The following is an 18,893-nucleotide window of genomic DNA, read 5'->3' as shown; positions in this document are numbered from 1 at the left end:
GACGTATCCATGCCTAATCGGGAGGAACTGCTGCAGCTGCAGACGAACTTCCGCTCCATGCTGCGCCGCATGCGCATGCAGTGGGATCAGCATTTGGATTCGACTTTGAATCCGACTCAATTCGCCGTCCTCGAACGGCTATATCGACATGGAGCCTTGAAAGTGACCGAAGTGGCCAATGAGCTCTGCTTAACACCGGGAGCGGTGACCGGTATAACTTATAAATTGATGGAAATGAATTATGTAATCCGAAAAGGCGATACGATGGATAGACGCATCAATTATTTGGAGCTGACGGAAGAAGGGCGCAAGCGGGTTATTGAGGTGTCTGCCCAGCGCGAGCAGTTGTTTGTCCGCTTCTTTGAAGGCGTTCCGGATGAGGAGCTGCGTCATTTCATGAATGTATGCAAACAAGTAAATCAAAATTTGGATGAATTTAAACAGAATGGGCAGTAATAATAACGCTGCGTAACTGGAACGAGCATCGCATTCAGACCATTGACGGATGAAGGAGTGAAACGCTATGACGGACGGATGGTGGATAGGGCTTCATCTTGTAATCATAATAGCCTTCATCATCGTGCTGTATCTTATGCAGAGGAAGCATACTTCCTTCACGAAGCGGGTATTTGCCGGCTTGGGACTCGGGATCGCTTACGGTGCAGTACTGCAATGGCTGCATGGTGTCGATCATGCCGTAGTCCATACGGTGAACGATTGGTTCGACATTGTCGGCGGCGGATATGTGCGATTGCTCCAGATGGTCGTTATTCCGCTTATTATCGTGTCCATCATATCTGCCATTCTGAATGTTACTACCAAAGCAGGCGTAGGGAAGATGAGCGCCGTCATTATCGGCATATTAATCGGGACCACTGCGATTGCCGCCGCTGTTGGAATTGCCTCGGTGCTGGTGTTTGACTTATCGGCCGTCGATATCGAAGCGGGGAAGCAGGAGTTGGACCGCGGCAATTTTCTGGACAGCAAATTGGGCGAAGTCAGCGAGATGACGATTCCGAAGCAGGTGCTGGAATTTATTCCGGCCAACCCGTTTCTCGATATGACCGGAGCCAGACAGACATCGACGATTGCCGTCGTGATTTTTGCGGCGTTTACGGGTATTGCCGCATTGGGCGTAGCCCGGAAGAAGCCCGAACATGGAGCCATGTTCAAATCGATGATAGATGCGCTCCACGCGATTGTGATGCGAATGGTAACCATCGTGCTTCGTCTCACTCCTTATGGTGTGTTAGCGTTAATGACACGGGTCGTATCCACGACGACTCCGGCTGAAATTTTAAAACTAGGAGAATTCGTGCTTGCTTCTTATGTCGCGCTGCTCGTCATGTTCGGTATCCATCTGCTATTAATGGCATTGTCGGGAGTATCCCCGATTCGCTATGTGAAAGGGGCGCTGCCGGCATTGGTGTTCGCATTTACGTCGCGGACTAGCGCCGGCTCTATCCCGATTAATGTCGATACGCAGGTAGGGCGGCTCGGCGTCCCCGAGAGCTTTGCCAATTTCAGCGCTTCGTTCGGCGCGTCCATGGGACAGAACGGGTGCGCCGGCATTTATCCGGCCATGCTTGCCGTCATGATCGCACCGACCGTCGGAATCGACCCGGCCACCCCTGGATTTCTGCTGCAGCTTGTTGCCGTCGTCGCCGTCAGTTCTTTCGGTGTGGCTGGTGTTGGCGGTGGTGCGACCTTCGCAGCGCTTATCGTGCTGTCCTCCATGAACTTGCCTGTCGCTCTGGCTGGATTGCTCATCTCCGTAGAGCCGCTCATCGACATGGGGCGCACCGCTCTGAACGTAAATGGTTCAATGACGGCAGGCGTACTGTCATCCCGTTGGCTTGGCCAGTGGGATAAGGATCGATTTCTTCATCAGAAAGCCAATACTCAAGACGATATCGCGTAACGAAAAAACGATTCGCTTTCCTTAACGGGAAAACGAATCGTTTTTTTTGTTGTATATGGATGGAAATCATAGTATCGTCTCGATTCATCTGCTATGATACTTTACGACCGGTAATGAGGGAAATTACAAACAGGATCAGGAATAAGAAGAACAGAAATTTCGCAATGGACGCCGCAGCCTCGACAATGCCGAAAAATCCAAAAACTCCTGCAATAATCGCAATAATTAAAAAAATGACGGACCATCGTAACATTGTAATCCTCTCCTTTGTTTGGTGATATTGTGAATTACGGATACATAACCGGGCTGTACGCAGCATGAAACAATTATCGCAGCTTGTTTCGCGCGAACCGGCAAGGGGTACTTATAGATGATTCTTTCAACTTCTGTAAGCAACTATCCGATAAGAAATGAATGCAAGTAGATATAACACTTTCTGAAAGGCGGAGATTTTCATGTTAGTAGGAATAAGCTCATTAATAGCGGCCATCGCTTTTGTCGTATTGGTCGTATTTCTCATCCAGACGCTGCAGTCCGCGAAGCTGTCGCTCGATCGGGCGGCCAAGACGTTGGAAGAAGTGCAGCATACGGTAGAATTATTAAGCGGCGATTTACAGGCAATTACGAAAAACGCGAATCATGTCACAACGGAACTGTCCGAGCAAATGAAAAAAATAGAGCCAGTCGTTGATTCGGTCCAGCATGCAGGTGAGGCGTTGAACGAAATTACGTTGGCTGCGAAGCAAATCTCTGTCGGATTGGTGAACGGCGTGCGCAAAGCCGCTGTCCGGTTCGAGCGCAAACCAAGCACTGCAGCAGCACCTGCTGAGAAGCGTGAATCGAAGCCCGATCCTGATCTACAGGACAGACACGAAGCGATGTCAGCGAGCCAGGCGCCAGTACAGGCTCCGACATCCAACGTGCCTCTGAGTGATGCACAGCCGAATCATCGTGTTGCACCAGCTAGTCTGGTACCTGCTGAGACTGCCGAGACACCTGCGGAGGTTGGACAGCAAGCGGCATTGCAGGCGCAGGCCAATCAAGTGCAAGGAGCGGATAACAACCGCCAAGATTGGCGCGCATGGGTAGATCTCGGTACGAAGGCGTGGCAGTTGTGGAGACAAGGAAACTAGACAATGAGCCGGTTAAGCGATATCGTTAGCCGGCTTTCGTTTTTCCCTAAATATGGCCATTTTCTGTTAAAATCTTAAATATTAATGCGAAAGCGCGTTTTTTTCCGGTATAGTGGTAATTAGGTTTTTTTTTTGTGTACGGTTATGGTGCGCGACATCAAATAAATTGTAGAAGGGAGGAGAGTATGATGAATGTTCTCGTTGTGGATGACAACCCAACGAATGTCATGCTCATTCGCGAAATCTTGCGCAAAGCAGGGTATAACGGGATTCAGACTGCTGCCTCTGCTCGTGAAATGTATAATGTTTTAGGTATGGAGGGACCGTTAGGACCCTTAAAAGTGCCTGATATCGATTTGATTCTATTAGATATGATGATGCCTGAAATAGACGGCTTGGAAGCTTGCCGTACGATTCAGCAGTATTCGGAGCTAAGAGATATTCCTATTATTATCGTCACGGCGATCGGCGACTCTCATATGCTGGCCGAAGCGCTAGATGCGGGAGCGGTTGACTATGTGACGAAGCCGATCAACCGCATCGAGCTGTTGGCGCGCATCCGGCTGGCGCTGCGCTTGAAGCGAGAGAAAGATTGGCATAAAGAACGCGATCGGCACATTCGCGAGGAGCTCCGGCTTGCCGCCAAAGTGCAGACTTCAGTATTAACGGAGCCGTTCCATGACGATCACATCACGATAGATGCGCTCTATCAGCCTTCTGAAGAGCTTGCGGGCGATTTATATGCATGGTTCCCGCTAGGTCAGGGCCGTTATGGCATTATCATTATTGATATGATGGGACACGGCGTTTCTTCGGCGCTGCTGTGCATGTTCATTGCCTCCGTGCTTCGTGATGCGGTGATGCAGATCGAACAGCCGGATCTTGTCCTGAAACGGTTGAATACGAAATTTCATCAGCTTCATATGAATGGGAATTTAATGCTCTATTATATGACGGCGCTATATGTGGTCGTCGATACGAACAAGCAATGCATTCAGTATGCAAATGCGGGTCATCCGCCGGGAATCGTCATGATGGAGGATGGCCACATGATCGCCCTTGAATCGACAGGGTATCCAGTCGGCATGTTCCCTGAATTGGAAGTAGAGACGCATGAGGTGCCGTGCAAATCGCGTGCGCGCATGGCATTATACACGGACGGGTTGATGGAAGCGGCAGGAGATACCGTGGAGACAGCGATGAAACGGATGGCGCAGCTGCTGAAGCAAGAGTCGTCGTTTCAGTCGAAGGCGTGGAATGAGATGTTTCATCCATCGTCAGACATCGACAGCAAAGATGACAAATGTCTTATCTGGGTGGACGTCCATTGATTTATAGAGGTTGTTGAAAAGGACCTTTTTGAACACGCAATAATAGAGGGAGGAACGGACGTTGAAGATACGAACGAAGCTAATACTCGGATTCGTCTTGTTCATAGTCATCATTTCTTCATTAGGTTCGGTGTCGTATGTTCGGATGAGCAGCTTGAAGCAAGACCTGGATCGCTTCTATTCGGACAACTTCCGCAAGGTCGAATTGGCTTTCAACGTGCGGGATGATGCGAACAACATCGCCCGCGGGATCGTCACGGAGCTGTTGAATCCGGATTATGGCGCCCCTGAAGCGCAGGACAAAATCAATGAGGAATTGCAAACTCGCGAGAAGATTATGAATTCTCTAGAGGAATTGGACGAGAAGATGATAAGTCCGCAAGAGCGTCAATTGATGGATAAGGCGAAGCGGGATTGGAAAAGATTCGACGAGTATGTTGCCCAAGCCGTGAACTTAAGTGAAGATGACCGCTATGAGGAAGCGAACAAGCTTCGCAACAAGGTTGGCTTGGATTATCAGAAAAACTTGTTGAACAGCCTGAACGATTTAGCACATTATCATGAAACGAAAATCAATGAACAAGTATTGACCGCAACCAAAAACTATGAAAATGCCGTTAGTTGGACGGTGGGCATTATGGTGCTCGGACTCATCATTACTTGCGGTGTAATGCTGTGGGTTATTCCGGGCGTGATGCGGAATTTGAACACGATGTCACTTATGGTGCGCAGTCTGGCTCGCGGCAGATTACGAGTCATTCGCAAGCTCAAGCCGCACACGAATGACGAAATCGGAGAAGTCATTAACGTGTTCAAACAGATGGCGGAAGATATCGAAGCGCGCAAGCTTAGCGAAGAGCAGTACCGGAAATTGCAAGAGGAGGAAGCGTGGGTCGACGGGAATATTGCCCGCGTCACGGAACTCTTGAATGGCGCCACGACGCTCAATCAAGTCGGACAGACCTTCGTCAGCGAATTCGTTCCGACGCTCGGAGCGCAATACGGGACTTTGTTTATCCGCGATGAATTGAAAAATCCAAAGCGATTCCAATTGTTCGGCACCTATGCTGCCAGTGACGACTTGGATGCGGATCAGCAATTTATGATCGGGGAAGGCTTGAACGGGCAGTGTGCGGCCGATGAGAACCCGATTATCGTGCGTGATATGAAGGATTGCTCGATTCGAATCCAATCGGGAATATGCCAATCGCAACCGATTGAGCTGATCCTTTACCCAATTAAGTTCGAACGCCGTGTCGTCGGGGTGCTGGAGCTCGCCTCCCTGCAGTCCATGACTGACTTGCAATATCGATTGTTGGAACAGCTGGCCACGAATCTCGGGGTCATTATCCATACGATTAACGGCCGGTTGCGTGTTGAGGAGCTGCTGCGCGAATCACAGGCGTTAACCGAAGAACTGCAATGTCAATCGGAAGAGTTAATGACGCAGCAAGAAGAGATGCGCCGTTCGAATGAGCATCTGGAATCTCAGACAGAGGCATTGAAGCGTTCGGAGGAAATGCTGCAGCGTCAGCAGGAGGAGCTGGAGCATTATAATACAGAGCTCATCGCCAAGACGCGTGCTCTGGAAGAACAGATGCTGACGACCCAAGAGAAAAATGAAGAGCTGGAACGCACGCGCACGACGCTTGAACGTCAAACGCTGCAGTTGGCTTTGTCATCGAAGTACAAATCTGAGTTTTTGGCCAACATGTCGCATGAGCTGCGCACGCCGCTCAACAGTCTTCTGGTGCTGTCACAGCTGCTGTCTGAAAATAAAGAGGGCAACCTGCAGGATAAGCAAGTGGAGTACGCCCGCACCATTCATATGTCAGGCTCGGATCTGCTGAAAATGATCGATGAAATATTGGATCTATCCAAGATTGATGCCGGCAAGATGAAGTTGAATTTTGAAGAGGTCTATTTAGGAGAGCTTGGCTCCTTTATGCATGACAGCTTTGCAACAATAGCAGCGCAGAAGGGGCTCCGTTTTGAAGTGAACATCGAGGACGGCTTGCCGGACAGCTTCATCACGGATGGGCATCGCGTGAAGCAAGTCGTGCGGAATTTGCTGGGGAACGCCTTTAAATTTACGAACGAAGGTGCGGTGAAGCTGGACATTGTGCAAGCGTCGGCAGAGGAGCTGCCTGCCCACTTGAGAGAGACAGGCCAAAGCTATATGGCCTTGCGTGTAACGGATACCGGCATCGGCATTCCGAAGGACAAGCAGGCGCTCATCTTTGAGGCATTCCAGCAATTGGACGGCACGACAAGCCGGAAATACGGCGGTGCCGGCTTAGGCCTGTCTATCAGCCGCGAGCTTGCGCGACTGCTGGGCGGCAGACTGCATGTTGAGAGTCATGAGTACGAGGGAAGCATATTCACATTCTATGTTCCGCTCAAGACTGCTCAGCAAGCAGCTGCCGAAGCTGGTTCGCCGCCTCTGTCGGACGCGTCCGCGAAGCAGGACGCAGCAGGGGCATCGGCGTTACCGAAGGGGCAACGAGAGGCGCAGCATGCGGCTGAGCAAGAGGCTGGACTGGCTGCATCAGCCAAGAAGCGCGCTTCCCGTCATGGCAGCGATTCGAAGGAAGTGCTGCACATGGCATGGGATGAAGCGATCAAGCAGGAGGTTGCTGCCGCTCATGAGAGTGAATCGAGCCGCTCCTGGCCATTTGAACGCACACGGAGGCTGCTCATTGTAGAGGATGACGGCCCGCAGCGGCAATCGCTTATTGCCTTGATTGAAGGTGTCGACGTATCGGTGACCGCCGTGTCGACTGGCACCGAGGCGCTGAAGCAGTTAGCTGATCGCAAGTTTGACGGTATGGTGCTTGATTTGCTGCTTCCGGATATGACTGGCTTCGAGCTCATGGATCACATCAGCCGCAATCCTCAGCTTAGACGGGTTCCTATCATCGTTTACACTGGCAAGCTGCTGGATGCGAAGGAAGAGACGGAGCTGAAGAAGCGTACGCAGAGCATCATCATTAAAGACGTAAAATCGGCAGAGCGTCTGCTGCAAGAGACAATGCTGCTGTTGAACCGCATAGATGCGAACGACGCTGATGAGGATACGTATGGGCATGGACATACGTCCAATGACGAGCTCTTGTCAGGCAAACGCGTGCTGCTGGTCGATGATGATGTCCGCAATGTATTTGCGCTGTCAAGCGCGCTGGAGCAATACGATATGGATATCGTGTATGCGGAAAATGGGCGTGAAGCGCTCGAAGCATTGGGCGAGCATGCCGATTTCGACCTTATTTTGATGGATATGATGATGCCGGAAATGGACGGCTATGAAGCAATGCGCCGCATTCGGGAGATACCGCAGTTCGAGAAGCTGCCGATTATCGCGCTGACGGCGAAGGCGATGAAGGAAGACCGCAACAAATGCATTGAAGCCGGAGCATCGGACTACGTAAGCAAACCGTTCCAAACAGAGCAGTTGCTTTCGCTCATGCGCGTCTGGCTGTATAAATAAGGGGATCATTATTAACTGATATGAAGGAGCAAGGATGGACATGAACGGTAACAGCCTCGGTTTACATGACGACAAGAGACGGCCTCAAGATACTGACCGAGAACGAATTGAAATCGAACTGTTACTTGAAGGGGTTTTTCGGGTATATGGTTATGACTTCCGAGATTATGCCTATCCTTCGCTCAAGAGACGAATATGGCATCAAGTGTTCTTCGAACAAGTGGATACGATATCGGAGCTGCAGAGCCGCGTCTTGCACGAACGGGACTGCTTGCAGCGGCTAGTGCACAGCTTATCGATTCCGGTGACGGAAATGTTCCGTGATCCATCCATGTTTAAGGCGTTTCGCCAGCAGGTCGTCCCGTTGCTGCGCACGTACCCTTACATTCGGATTTGGCACGCGGGATGTTCGACTGGGGAAGAAGTATATTCCATGGCAATCTTGCTGCATGAAGAAGGCTTGTATGAAAAATCTAGACTATATGCGACAGATATGAATTCGCGCTCGCTGCACCAGGCAAAAGAAGGCATTTGTCCGTTGGACAAAATGAAAGTGTACACGAAAAATTATATGGAAGCGGGAGGCACGAGTTCGTTCTCGGAGTACTACACCGCTTCCGGCGATGGCGTGGTCATTCATCCTTACTTGCGCAAAAACATTATTTTTGCGGAGCATAACTTAGCAACAGATCGTTCTTTTAATGAATTTAACGTTATTCTATGTCGGAATGTCATGATTTACTTTAATGAACCGTTACGCAATCGCGTTCATCAACTGTTCTACGAAAGCTTGGCGCCGCTTGGCGTGCTTATTGTCGGTTCGAAGGAATCCTTGCACTTCACCGAACGTGAATCTCAGTATGAGGAAGTGGAGCGCAACGAGAAGATTTACCGCAAAATTCGGTAGGAGGTATTGTGATGGCTACGTTGGAGCCGATAAATATCCTGCTCGTCGATGACCGACCAGAGAACTTGTTAGCGCTCGAAGCTGTACTATCCGAGGAGAGCTACCGTTTAGTGAAAGCAACCTCCGGCGAAGAAGCGCTGCGGCATCTGATGAAAGAAGAGTTTGCTGTCATCGTGCTTGACGTTCAAATGCCGGGGATGGACGGGATTGAAACGGCAAAGTGGATTAAGGCGCGCGACAAAACAAAAAACATTCCGATTATTTTCGTGTCTGCAAACTATAAGGAAACCGAGCATCTGTTCGCTGGTTATTCTGCCGGCGGCGTGGATTATATGGTCAAGCCCTTTGTCCCGCATATTCTGAAATCGAAAATTCATAGCTTTGTCGGCATGTTTCAGGCGCAAAAAAGGCTGCAGGCCCAAAAGATGCTGCTTCATCAGAAGACGCATGAACTGGAGCGAATGAACCGGGAATTGGCGGCTGCCAAAGAAGCGGCGGAACGGGCGGCCTTGGCGCGAACTCAATTTCTAGCTATGATGAGCCATGAAATTCGCACTCCGATGAACGGGGTCTTAGGCATGGTGGACTTATTGCTTGATACAGAATTGTCGCCGGACCAAGGCAATTATGCTGAATTGATTCGCAAGAGCGCGGATTCGCTCATACGGACGATTAATAATATTTTGGATTTCACGAAGATGGAGTCAGGCAAACTAGAGCTGGAAGAATTCCCGTTCGATTGCTCTGCTTTGGTGACCGAAGTGTACGAATTATTTACAGCCGAGGCAGGCAAACGGGACTTGAAGCTTGCTTATTCGTTGGATCCAGACGTACCGAACTGTCTATACGGAGATATGCTGCGTTTGCGGCAGGTTCTCATTAACCTTGTAGGAAATGCTGTGAAATTTACGGATGCGGGTGAAGTGAACATCCATATTTCTGTCTTGCAATCAATGCGGAATGGAACCGACGAGATGCATCGGATTCAGTTCGAGGTAAAAGATACGGGTATCGGCATTCCGTCTGATAAAATGGGCGGGTTATTTCAGCCCTTCGCACAATTGGATTCTTCCATGAACCGGAAATACGGCGGAAGCGGATTGGGACTTGCGATTTGCAAATCACTTGTCCAGTTAATGGATGGCGATATTCGCACCGTGCCGGCAGAGGAAGGAGCTTTGTTTATTTTTGACGTCTGGCTTCGAGGCTATTATGAACAAAATTAGTAATACTGCGTGTTCAAAAAGGTCGGTTTTCAGCATCGAGAAGGTTGTAGGAACTCGAAGAAAGAGCAGCGCAGTGTAGGCGAGACTACATGAGCAGCGGACTTCGAGAGTGAATGCAAGATTCGATGCCGAGTTACTTTCTGAGTGACTTCGTGATCAAAAGCGGACTTTTTGAACAACCTCTAATAGTACGTGTTTAAAAAGATGTTTCGCGTGAAGCGTTTAAGGTTATTTACCTGTAAGCATCATACCTACACATAGGAGAGGAAAATATGAGCGGAAATAAATTTTCGGTAACGACACAACAAGATAACGATAAAGTGGTTGTACAATTACAGGGCGATTTGGACCTGGCGGCAGCTAAAGAGTTCCGCGCATTTATGGGACCTATCGTTGACGATGCGGCCATTGATTTAGCGCTTGATTTAGAACAACTTACTTATATTGACAGCACAGGGATTGGCATTTTAATATCGATACTGAAAATGCGTCATGAACAGCAGGCCTCGTTTACGATTGTGAATGTGCCGCCGCATGTGCAGAAGCTGTTCGATATGACGGGGATTTCGAAGTTTTTAACTCCGAACGCTTAAATCTAACACATTACGAAAGGGAATGGATCATGGATAAGGAAAGAGCGCTAAAGCGTGTTAAATTAGCATTGCCAGCCCAAGCTGAATACGTTGAACTGGCCCGTCTTGCACTGTATGGAATTGCGAGCCGCATTGGATTTTCTTATGAAGAGATTGAAGACATGAAGGTCGCTATTTCAGAAGCCTGCAATAACGCAGTGCTGTATGCATATGATTCACCTGGCGGAATGGTCGAAATATTATTTGAAGTGAACGACGACGAAATTGGAATCGTCATCCAAGATGAAGGAAGCAGCTTTGACGCAGAACGCAAGACGAGCAGCTTGGCAGGCTGGCACGAGAAGAGCCTCGATGAGGTACAAGCAGGGGGGCTAGGGTTTTATTTAATGCAGGCCTTGATGGATGAGGTGGAAGTCATGAGCGTGGAAGGGCGCGGTACCGTTGTCAAGATGAAAAAACGATTGCAAACAAGCGGAGAGCTTATATGAGGGCTGAATCCCATGGCGCAATGGAACATGCCAATGATCTTATTCATCAATATCAAGACACGAAAGACAACGATATCGCCACCATCCTAATCAAGAAGTACGAACCCATGATTAAAATGGCAGCCGGTAAAATTTCCCGCAATCGCCCCGACTTGTTTGAGGATTTGATGCAGGTCGGCAATATGGCACTTATCCGCTTGCTGCAGCAGTTTGACAGTTCTTTGGGTGTACCGTTCGAAGCGTATGCGATGAAGAGCATGATCGGCCATATGAAAAATTTTCTGCGTGATAAATCATGGTACATTCAAGTGCCGCGCCGGATTAAAGAAAAAGGAGCGCTCGTCCAGCAGACGATTGATGAGTTGACTGTACGGTTGGAGCGTTCACCGAACGTCGAAGAAATCGCAGCGAAGCTCGAGCTTACCGTAGAAGAAACGGTGGAAGTATTGGCTGGACGTGAATGCTATCATTATGTTTCTTTAGATACGCCGCTGTCTCAAGATGAGAGCGCGGCAACGTTAGGAGAACTTATTAGTTCGGATACGGATGACTATAAAGCGGTGGAGCGCAAGATGGACTTGACAGAGGCCATGAAAGCGCTAAAGCCGGAAGAACAGCAGGTGCTATCATTGGTTTTTGATGAAGGCCTGTCGCAGCGCGCCGCAGCTGAGCGATTAGGTGTATCGCAAATGAGCGTGTCCCGCATACAGCGGCGAGCGACTGATAAATTAAGGCAGATTCTCACTTCACAAGACCATACCTAAACATAATGAAGATGCTTTTCCTCATGAGGTTCTAGGGCAAGCATCTTCATTATGTTTAACTGTTGGAGGTCTATTGGGTCTTCGTCTGCACTTTCTTAATGTCTTCGCCAAGCTGCTTAACTGCTTGCTCATTCGGTGCCATCGTGTTCAGCGTATCTGCAGGGCTCTCTGTCGCAGCCGCCGCTTCATGACACGCGATTCCAAGCTCGCTCGCTAACTTAGAACATAGCGCTTGCAAAATATTGGCTGCCTTGTGCTCCAGAAATGAAGGTACGGGATGAAGGCCTGAAAAGCCCGCATTAACGGTGTCAATGCGCAAATCCCCGTTGGCGAGCTTAGCGGCCGGAACCGTAAACATGTGGCTTGCACGGTCTTTATCTAGTTGTTCATTGACGAGTCCCAATACGAATACGACTTGTTCACTGCACTGTATACCGGTGAAGCCGTGCTGCAAAAACAATTTGCGCACGGCTTCAGCTTGAGCGGAAACAGGGGGTGGTATGGCTGTCATGGAATCCCTCCCGTTATACTTCTTCTTTCAATTGAGCGGCAACTTCTTCCGCAACATCAGCGGATGCTTCTTTCAGCTCATTCGCGGTGCTAGTCACTGAATCTTTGACGCTGGCAGCCAATTGTTGAGAGGCGTCTTTCACACCGCTTACGACGGCTTCAGCTGTAGCTCCGACTGTCTTCACGACTTCTGAAGTGCGTGTACCCAAGTCGCAAGCGATTTCTTTTGTTTTGCCGCCAACGACCTGAGCTTTTTCGCCCAAATCCGAACGTAATTCACGGCCTGATTTTGGAGCGAGCAGCAAAGCGGCTGCTGCGCCGAGAAGACTGCCGACGACAAGACCTTTTACGAATGTTCCACCTGCGCAATTGTTATTGTTTTCTGTATTTTGACTCATGACCATCTCTCCTTTTAACCTATTTCTTTATATTGCTTTAAGGAGGATTACACCTATTTATGCAATTTGAAACAGCATTGTGTTGAAAATATGGAGCTTCATGCTGCAAATCGTTATTATGATGTAATCGAATTGCCTCCCCTGCCTTTGAGCCATTGCATTGCATAAATGCAAGCAAGTAACCAAGCTGCTCCTGCAGCGTAACCGGCTATAACATCCGTTACGAAGTGTACGCCTAAATAAATGCGGCTCAGTCCAATGCAGACGATGAGCAGCAGGGTCAGCACAAGCACGTAAGCCGCAGGCTTGCCTTGCTCCTTCAAGTGCAGCCATATAATGTAGCCAAGCATGCCGTAGAAAGACATGCTGACCATGGAATGTCCGCTTGGGAAGCTGTAGCCGCTCGCCTGCACCCAGTGCTCCCAATCCGCCGGCCGCGCCCTTTGAATCAGATGCTTCATTACTTCATTAAACAACGAACTGCCGATAAGCGCAATGAAAAGGCTCATCGCATCCCACCGTCGCTTGAGTATGAATGCCAAAACGGCAGCTAATACGAGAGCAATCGGTATAATAATATGACTGGAAGCCAGATGTGTAATAATGGTAACGAACTCCGTAAATGAAGGAGAAGCCACGGAACGTACCGTATCGGTAACAGCCAGATCGAACTTATGGAAGCTGTCGCTCATTACGCCTTTTGTAAGGATGAAGAGAACAATAACCAATGCGGGCACGGTTATAATTCCCCATAACAGATTTAACGTGAACTTTGCTGACGGTTTAGCAGCAGAAGAAGGGGACTGAAATTGATTTTTAGATATTGTCATTGCTTCTCCTTTAGGTGTATGGTAGAAAAGGAACAATCGCAATTCAAGAAGCGCATGGAAGCACAACATGAAATTTTGGTAAATATATATATGCATACCATATTACCATAGATGGATGCAACCTTATGTAATATAAGCAGGTGCTGCAAGAAAGAGGTATAATTTACGATGCTGGTTCCATTTGGATGGCAAAAAGGAGAAAGTCGAGATGCATGAACAGTTAGTAGTAGAGACTCGGAACGGTTGGCTTGAATGTGAGCATAGGGGCTCCATTTGCGGTATCGATCGGAATTTACATATTTCTTATGCGCTTGGGGATATTCAGTCTCCGATGTTCTTGCGTTCGGCGGGCAAACCTCTGCAGGCGATCCCTGTCGTGCGGAATGGAGTGCTGGAACACTATGGGCTCGATGACAAGGAATTAGCGCTCATGACCGCATCTCATCGCGGGGAGTCGTATCATATTGAGACGATGGAGCACATCATGGAGCAGAGCGGGCTCGAAGAAGACCGGCTTATCTGCAATCCGTCCTACCCGTTGAACGAAGAGGCGAAGGAACTGTTTCTGCGTGCGGGCGGACAGCGGCGAAGAGCGTATCATAACTGTGCTGGCAAGCATTTAGGCGTGCTCGCCTGGAGCAAGATGATGAATTGGGATTTGGGGACATATACCGAGCCTGATCATCCAGCACAGGTGGAGATTGCACGTACGCTGTCGGAGATGTCGAACATGTCGTGCGAACAGATGCGGGCGGGTACCGATGGGTGCGGATTCCCCGTCTATGCGCTGCCGTTGCCAGGCATTGCAACCGCTTATTTGAAGCTCGCTTGTCCCGAGCTGATTGAAGATGCAGATACCCGTCGAGCGGTCACTCGGATAAGAAAGGCGATGCAGCGTTACCCTCTTCTCGTCGGTGGAACGCAACGAATCGATTCCATCTTAATGGAGGATGACAATATTATTGCCAAGGGCGGATTCAAAGGCATATTCGCTTTTGCTCTGCGCAGCGAAGGATTGGGCTTCGCCTTCAAGGTGGCAGACGGTTCGGACGAAGAGTGGGCTCTCATTGTTGCTTCGATATTAGAGCAGATCGGATATGAGCGCACGGAGACGATCGAGAGCATTCGCCGGCAGTTTCCGGAAACGCTGACCAATGATAACGGGAAGACGGTAGGCGCGCAGAAAGCTGTGTTTACGTTCAATTGATATACATCATAACTTTACATCACATTGGATGAGGTGACCTTATGAATTCTATCGTACTTGAAGTTATCGGAACGACACTGCAGGAGGTTAAGACGGCTGCACAGCACGGAGCCGACCGAATCGAACTGATTACGGGTATTACGGAAGGCGGGCTTACGCCAAGCATCGGGCTCATTGAAGAGGCATCCGCTGCCGTTGATATCCCTGTTAACGTGATGGTGCGTCCGCATAGCCGCTCCTTCGTCTATGATGCAGACGATATGCGCACTATCGTTGAGGATGTGCGGCGTATTCGCCAGACCGGAGCCAATGCGATCGTATTCGGCGCACTAACGCCGGGAGGGAAAGTTGATGTTCCCGCTTTGGAACACGTGCTGGAAGCTGCTGACGGCATGCAGATGACGTTCCACCGCGCTATTGATGAGGCAAATGATATTTACGAGGCGCTGGACGTGCTCTTAGCCTATCCGCAAATTACGACGGTCCTTACGTCCGGCGGCAAACCGAGTGCGCTGGATGCGCGTGCAGAACTTGCTGCCATGGTTCGTCAAGCCGAAGGGTCTAAGTTGGTTATACTGGCCGGAAGCGGCTTGAAGCAGGATGCGGTGTCCAGCTTTGTACGGGATACGGGCGTTCAACAAGTTCACTTCGGCTCCAATGTGCGGGTGAACGGACAAGCCTTGTCTCCTATCGATCCGGGTCGCCTCCGCACCTTGAAGGCAACGATTCGCTCGCTATAGACAAAGGAAATCTCCCTTATCTGCCGTGTGGTGCTGCAGGATAAGGGAGATTTTTGCTTTACTATGCTTGATGAGGGTTCTTCCAGCCTTGTTCCAGCTTGTGTAGCGGATATTTCATTTTGCGCAAAATGGATTCCATCGCAGTCACTTCAGATCCTCATTAAGAACGACGCAACCGACCCAATTCCGATACGAGCGCTTCTACTTCACTAATGCTGAATGAGGGCTTGCTGATCACGATATCGTAAAGGTCCTTAATATCATCATATTGCTCCACGGAAAATGCAGATGACTGCATAGCGGCAGCGGTTGCCATTTTCAATCTGTCTTTAATCGTGTCGATCATTTGTTCCACGCTAGCTTGTGTTCTATCCTGTACACTCATCATTCGTTCCTCCTCGGACGTACTTCTTCCAACATGCTCGTATTGTATCACGAATGCACCGGAAACTAAACGCTGAACGGCGACGTTGCGCTCGGGCTCATTTCTCCATCCGGAGGTCTATACTTATGCACTTGGCAGAGAGTGCATTGTGAAGTACAATAAGGCATCATGTGGAGAAAAAAGGAGTACCCATCCGATGCAAGGCAACTTAATTTCGAATCTGGAAGTTCCGCTTACGGGGCACAGGCATAAACTGTCGGGGAAGCAGCTAGACGCTTTTTTTCGACAGCTGGAGATGAAGTATTCGATAGAGCACATGATGTTTGTCTGTATCGGTACAGACCGTTCCACGGGGGACGCGCTTGGGCCGCTGGTTGGGACGCGTCTTGCAAAGAGCGGATTGCGTCATGTTATCGGCACGCTGGATAATCCATGCGATGCCTCCAATCTGGAAGAGCGGCTTGCTGCGATTCCGGAAGGAATGGTGACGGTGGCGATTGACGCATGCTTAGGGCATCCATCTACGGTCGGCCATTTCTTAGCGAGCGATCAGCCGCTGCTGCCTGCGGAATCGGTCGGCAAGCCGCTGCCTGCAGTCGGGCAATATAGTATTGCGGCCGTAGTGAACGTGAACGGACCGAAGCCGTACTGGACACTGCAGACCACATCCTTGCGCGTCGTAATGAACATGGCAGATGAGCTTTCCGATGCTATCATCCGTTCAGTTCTTTGAAATCGACATGCATAATTAATCAGACTTTCCCATAGAAATGATGACGTGGGCCAAAATAGAAGATGTTGAAACAGGGCCCCGAAACAAAAAAAGGAGCCGGAACATCCATTCCGCCTCCACACACTTAAGGTTATATCACGTAAAAAAAAGGAAACAGCTGCGTTTTGATCCGTTCGTGGGGAACGGGTCATTTTTTATCGTGCCGGTCCGTCAGCTTTAGAATGAGCTGAACCAGGCCAAGAATAAACGCGCTCGTGGCAAAGAACATTTCGAACCCTTCCATGATCGTCACCCCCTTTCTGCAGCGAATGAAGAAAACTGGAGCAAATCCTGCGCCGTAGAAGGTGCTGATTCAATTATTTACAGTTTGTGTAATATACTCTATACTTATGGACGATTTGGGCATGCTAGAATCTTTGGACATGAAATCGTAAATTTTTTTTGTAATATTTGTAAAGTATGCATATCAGACTGCAGACCCGCATATCTTTAAATTTATGATGGAAAGAGGGGATGAAAGATGACGCGTATCCGAGTGAATACAAATTTCAACATGCATGTCGAGGAACAAGGGCGAGGCCCTGCTATTATAATGCTGCACGGCTTTTGCGGAAGCTCGAAATATTGGTCTTCCCTTATTCCGCTGCTATCTGAACAATACAGGGTGATCGTTCCGGACCTGCGGGGACATGGTAAGAGCGACGCACCAGTCGGAGCCTATACGATTGAGCAAATGGCGGATGACATCTTGGACTTGGCGAACACGCTGGAGCTCTCCAAGTTCGTTCTGCTCGGTCATTCGCTTGGCGGATATATCACGCTATCATTCGCACAACGGTACGCCGATCGCTTGAACGGATTCGGATTGATTCATTCGACCGGGTATCCGGATACAGAGGAAGGCAAACAGAAGCGTGTGGCTACAGTGCAGTCTTTGCAAGCCGAGGGCATCGTTCCGATGGTGGACGAGCTTATTCCGAAGCTGTTCGCAGCCAGCCACATTGACGAACATGCGGAACAGGTGAGCAAGGCGAAGGAAATTGGCTATCTTACACCTCCACAAGGCGCCGCGGGCGCTGCGCTGGCGATGCGGGAACGTCCTGATCGGACTGCGGTGCTTGCCGCGACGGCGCTGCCGTTGCTCTTGATTGCTGGAGAGCAGGACGGAATTGTAACCTCGGACAAGACGTTTACGGTGAGTGGCCCGAATGTGACTCAAGTGACATTGACGGATGTTGGGCATATGAGCATGATGGAATCGCCAGAGCGTCTTGCGGATGTGGTTGCTTCATACATGCATCAGATTCGAGCGTAACAGAGCTACTCCTTACCTCATTGGCATTACAATGACGGCGGGCGCCTCCCTTGTGGGTGGCGTCCTTTTTCGTTATACTGTAGCTGATCTTCGACGAGCGCCGTTTGAGCAATGGTGCTAATTCAGTTGCATGTCTTTCCGTCGGATGAGCGGTATCATCCATATCAATGCCAATTCAGGTCGGGGTGAGAAGAAGATGTACCGGAGAGATTATTTGTTACGTTTAATTGAGGAAATGACACAAATGATCGGCAAAGCGATGGGACTTCGCGAGCAGAAGAAACGGACGGAGCTGCTATTTGAATGGGATGAACTGATGCAGCGGCGCTTCCGTATTAACGGTGAGCTGTCCGATAAGCTGTCGGCTGATGATATGATGCGTCTCTTCATGACCAATGGACGTTTGCATGCCGATGAGCTGCAGGCGTTCGCATTCCTTCTCTTCGAACGGGCGAAGCTGGAGAAAGAAAAGGGGCTGCATGAAGACGAGGAAAGACATCTCGATTCGCGTCTTGAAGGTGTGGAGCTCAGGCAGGCGGAAGCCATGTATATACGGCGTTCCATGAAAGCCTTGAATTTGCTGCTTGAAGCGATGCTGCACGGCAGCGATCGGAAAGTGCTTCCGGTTATGCCGAGTATGGAGCAGCTTCTTCACGAGCTGAAGCCATACAAGCTGGAGGAGAGCGCACTCGCTCGCTTATGGCGGTGGTTCGAGCAGGAAGGACGTTACGCCGAGGCGGAGGATGCGCTGTTTCACTGGCTGCAGAGTGCAGCAGAGCGGCCGGACGAGCTGCAGCTCCGCAAGAAGCTGGCGCACGGCTTCTATGAACGGATGGAAGCTCTGCCAGACGAACAGCTTGAACAAGGAAGCCTGCCGCGTGATGAAATTAAACAGGGGATGGAAGATGTGTCATCCCTCTAGATT

At 49.7% G+C, this 18,893-nt stretch carries 19 protein-coding genes and 1 pseudogene; 15 read left to right on the top strand and 5 right to left on the bottom strand.

From position 1 onward, the window contains the following. Nucleotides 1-9 precede the first annotated feature (9 nt). Both M3650_RS23255 and M3650_RS23250 read left to right on the top strand, forming a co-directional pair. Nucleotides 10-456 carry a MarR family winged helix-turn-helix transcriptional regulator gene (locus M3650_RS23255; protein WP_019421683.1) on the top strand — a complete coding sequence of 149 codons (447 nt, stop codon included), beginning with the start codon at nucleotides 10-12 and terminating at the stop codon, nucleotides 454-456. A 67-nt stretch (nucleotides 457-523) separates the two neighbouring features. Next, entirely contained in the window at nucleotides 524-1,921 is a 1,398-nt protein-coding gene (locus M3650_RS23250) for an L-cystine transporter (protein WP_251578224.1), read from the top strand. Nucleotides 1,922-2,012: 91 nt separating this feature from the next. Here the strand turns inward: M3650_RS23250 and M3650_RS23245 are convergent, their stop codons facing one another. Beyond that, nucleotides 2,013-2,174: a DUF1328 domain-containing protein gene (locus tag M3650_RS23245; protein WP_019421685.1), complete on the bottom strand. Its 162-nt coding sequence runs from the start codon at nucleotides 2,172-2,174 to the stop codon at nucleotides 2,013-2,015. A 202-nt stretch (nucleotides 2,175-2,376) separates the two neighbouring features. Between M3650_RS23245 and M3650_RS23240 the strand changes: the two genes are divergently transcribed. From M3650_RS23240 to M3650_RS23205, 8 genes and pseudogenes are all read left to right on the top strand, one after another. After that, nucleotides 2,377-3,054 carry a DUF948 domain-containing protein gene (locus M3650_RS23240; protein WP_251578222.1) on the top strand — a complete coding sequence of 226 codons (678 nt, stop codon included), beginning with the start codon at nucleotides 2,377-2,379 and terminating at the stop codon, nucleotides 3,052-3,054. Between the two features lie 188 nt (nucleotides 3,055-3,242). Continuing rightward, entirely contained in the window at nucleotides 3,243-4,385 is a 1,143-nt protein-coding gene (locus M3650_RS23235; protein WP_251578220.1) for a PP2C family protein-serine/threonine phosphatase, read from the top strand. 61 nt (nucleotides 4,386-4,446) lie between these two features. Then, a complete protein-coding gene (locus M3650_RS23230; RefSeq protein WP_251578218.1) occupies nucleotides 4,447-7,872 on the top strand; it encodes a response regulator in 3,426 nt (1,141 codons plus the stop codon). 40 nt (nucleotides 7,873-7,912) lie between these two features. After that, complete coding sequence (locus M3650_RS23225; protein WP_251578216.1) at nucleotides 7,913-8,779, top strand: CheR family methyltransferase; 867 nt, start codon at nucleotides 7,913-7,915, stop codon at nucleotides 8,777-8,779. An 11-nt stretch (nucleotides 8,780-8,790) separates the two neighbouring features. Next, nucleotides 8,791-10,002, top strand: a pseudogene (locus M3650_RS23220) (response regulator); the annotation flags it as partial. A gap of 275 nt (nucleotides 10,003-10,277) precedes the next feature. Next, nucleotides 10,278-10,598: an STAS domain-containing protein gene (locus M3650_RS23215; RefSeq protein ID WP_019421691.1), complete on the top strand. Its 321-nt coding sequence runs from the start codon at nucleotides 10,278-10,280 to the stop codon at nucleotides 10,596-10,598. Nucleotides 10,599-10,627: 29 nt separating this feature from the next. Next, the gene (gene rsbW, locus M3650_RS23210) at nucleotides 10,628-11,086 is read left to right on the top strand and encodes an anti-sigma B factor RsbW (protein ID WP_019421692.1); all 459 of its coding nucleotides are present in this window, start codon (nucleotides 10,628-10,630) and stop codon (nucleotides 11,084-11,086) included. After that, complete coding sequence (locus tag M3650_RS23205; RefSeq protein WP_233698262.1) at nucleotides 11,083-11,850, top strand: sigma-70 family RNA polymerase sigma factor; 768 nt, start codon at nucleotides 11,083-11,085, stop codon at nucleotides 11,848-11,850. Before rsbW ends, M3650_RS23205 begins: the two co-directional genes overlap by 4 nt. A 70-nt stretch (nucleotides 11,851-11,920) precedes the next feature. Here M3650_RS23205 and M3650_RS23200 read toward each other — a convergent pair whose 3' ends face one another. The 3 genes from M3650_RS23200 to M3650_RS23190 form a co-directional block, all read right to left on the bottom strand. Next, nucleotides 11,921-12,361: a hypothetical protein gene (locus M3650_RS23200; RefSeq protein WP_019421694.1), complete on the bottom strand. Its 441-nt coding sequence runs from the start codon at nucleotides 12,359-12,361 to the stop codon at nucleotides 11,921-11,923. A 13-nt stretch (nucleotides 12,362-12,374) separates the two neighbouring features. Then, nucleotides 12,375-12,758, bottom strand: coding sequence for a YtxH domain-containing protein (locus M3650_RS23195; RefSeq protein WP_251578212.1), 384 nt, complete (start codon nucleotides 12,756-12,758; stop codon nucleotides 12,375-12,377). 116 nt (nucleotides 12,759-12,874) lie between these two features. After that, on the bottom strand, nucleotides 12,875-13,588 hold the full coding sequence (locus M3650_RS23190; RefSeq protein ID WP_251578210.1) for a phosphatase PAP2 family protein: 714 nt from the start codon (nucleotides 13,586-13,588) through the stop codon (nucleotides 12,875-12,877). 208 nt (nucleotides 13,589-13,796) lie between these two features. Between M3650_RS23190 and M3650_RS23185 the strand changes: the two genes are divergently transcribed. Both M3650_RS23185 and M3650_RS23180 read left to right on the top strand, forming a co-directional pair. Then, entirely contained in the window at nucleotides 13,797-14,795 is a 999-nt protein-coding gene (locus tag M3650_RS23185; protein WP_251578208.1) for an asparaginase, read from the top strand. Between the two features lie 41 nt (nucleotides 14,796-14,836). Continuing rightward, on the top strand, nucleotides 14,837-15,535 hold the full coding sequence (locus M3650_RS23180) for a copper homeostasis protein CutC (RefSeq protein ID WP_251578206.1): 699 nt from the start codon (nucleotides 14,837-14,839) through the stop codon (nucleotides 15,533-15,535). A gap of 160 nt (nucleotides 15,536-15,695) precedes the next feature. Here M3650_RS23180 and M3650_RS23175 read toward each other — a convergent pair whose 3' ends face one another. After that, nucleotides 15,696-15,920: a DUF1128 domain-containing protein gene (locus M3650_RS23175; protein ID WP_251578204.1), complete on the bottom strand. Its 225-nt coding sequence runs from the start codon at nucleotides 15,918-15,920 to the stop codon at nucleotides 15,696-15,698. 196 nt (nucleotides 15,921-16,116) lie between these two features. Between M3650_RS23175 and yyaC the strand changes: the two genes are divergently transcribed. The 3 genes from yyaC (at nucleotide 16,117) to M3650_RS23160 (ending at nucleotide 18,890) form a co-directional block, all read left to right on the top strand. After that, nucleotides 16,117-16,653: a spore protease YyaC gene (yyaC, locus tag M3650_RS23170; protein WP_251578202.1), complete on the top strand. Its 537-nt coding sequence runs from the start codon at nucleotides 16,117-16,119 to the stop codon at nucleotides 16,651-16,653. A gap of 520 nt (nucleotides 16,654-17,173) precedes the next feature. Beyond that, entirely contained in the window at nucleotides 17,174-17,968 is a 795-nt protein-coding gene (locus M3650_RS23165) for an alpha/beta fold hydrolase (protein ID WP_251578199.1), read from the top strand. A 145-nt stretch (nucleotides 17,969-18,113) separates the two neighbouring features. Further along, a complete protein-coding gene (locus M3650_RS23160; RefSeq protein ID WP_251578197.1) occupies nucleotides 18,114-18,890 on the top strand; it encodes a DUF6483 family protein in 777 nt (258 codons plus the stop codon). Nucleotides 18,891-18,893 lie beyond the last annotated feature (3 nt).

The sequence above is a fragment of the Paenibacillus sp. MER TA 81-3 genome (assembly GCF_023713585.1).
GTDB lineage: Bacteria > Bacillota > Bacilli > Paenibacillales > Paenibacillaceae > Paenibacillus_B > Paenibacillus_B profundus.
The sequence above is the reverse complement of the archived record's forward strand: the minus strand, read 5'-3'. Positions and strand labels throughout refer to the sequence as shown.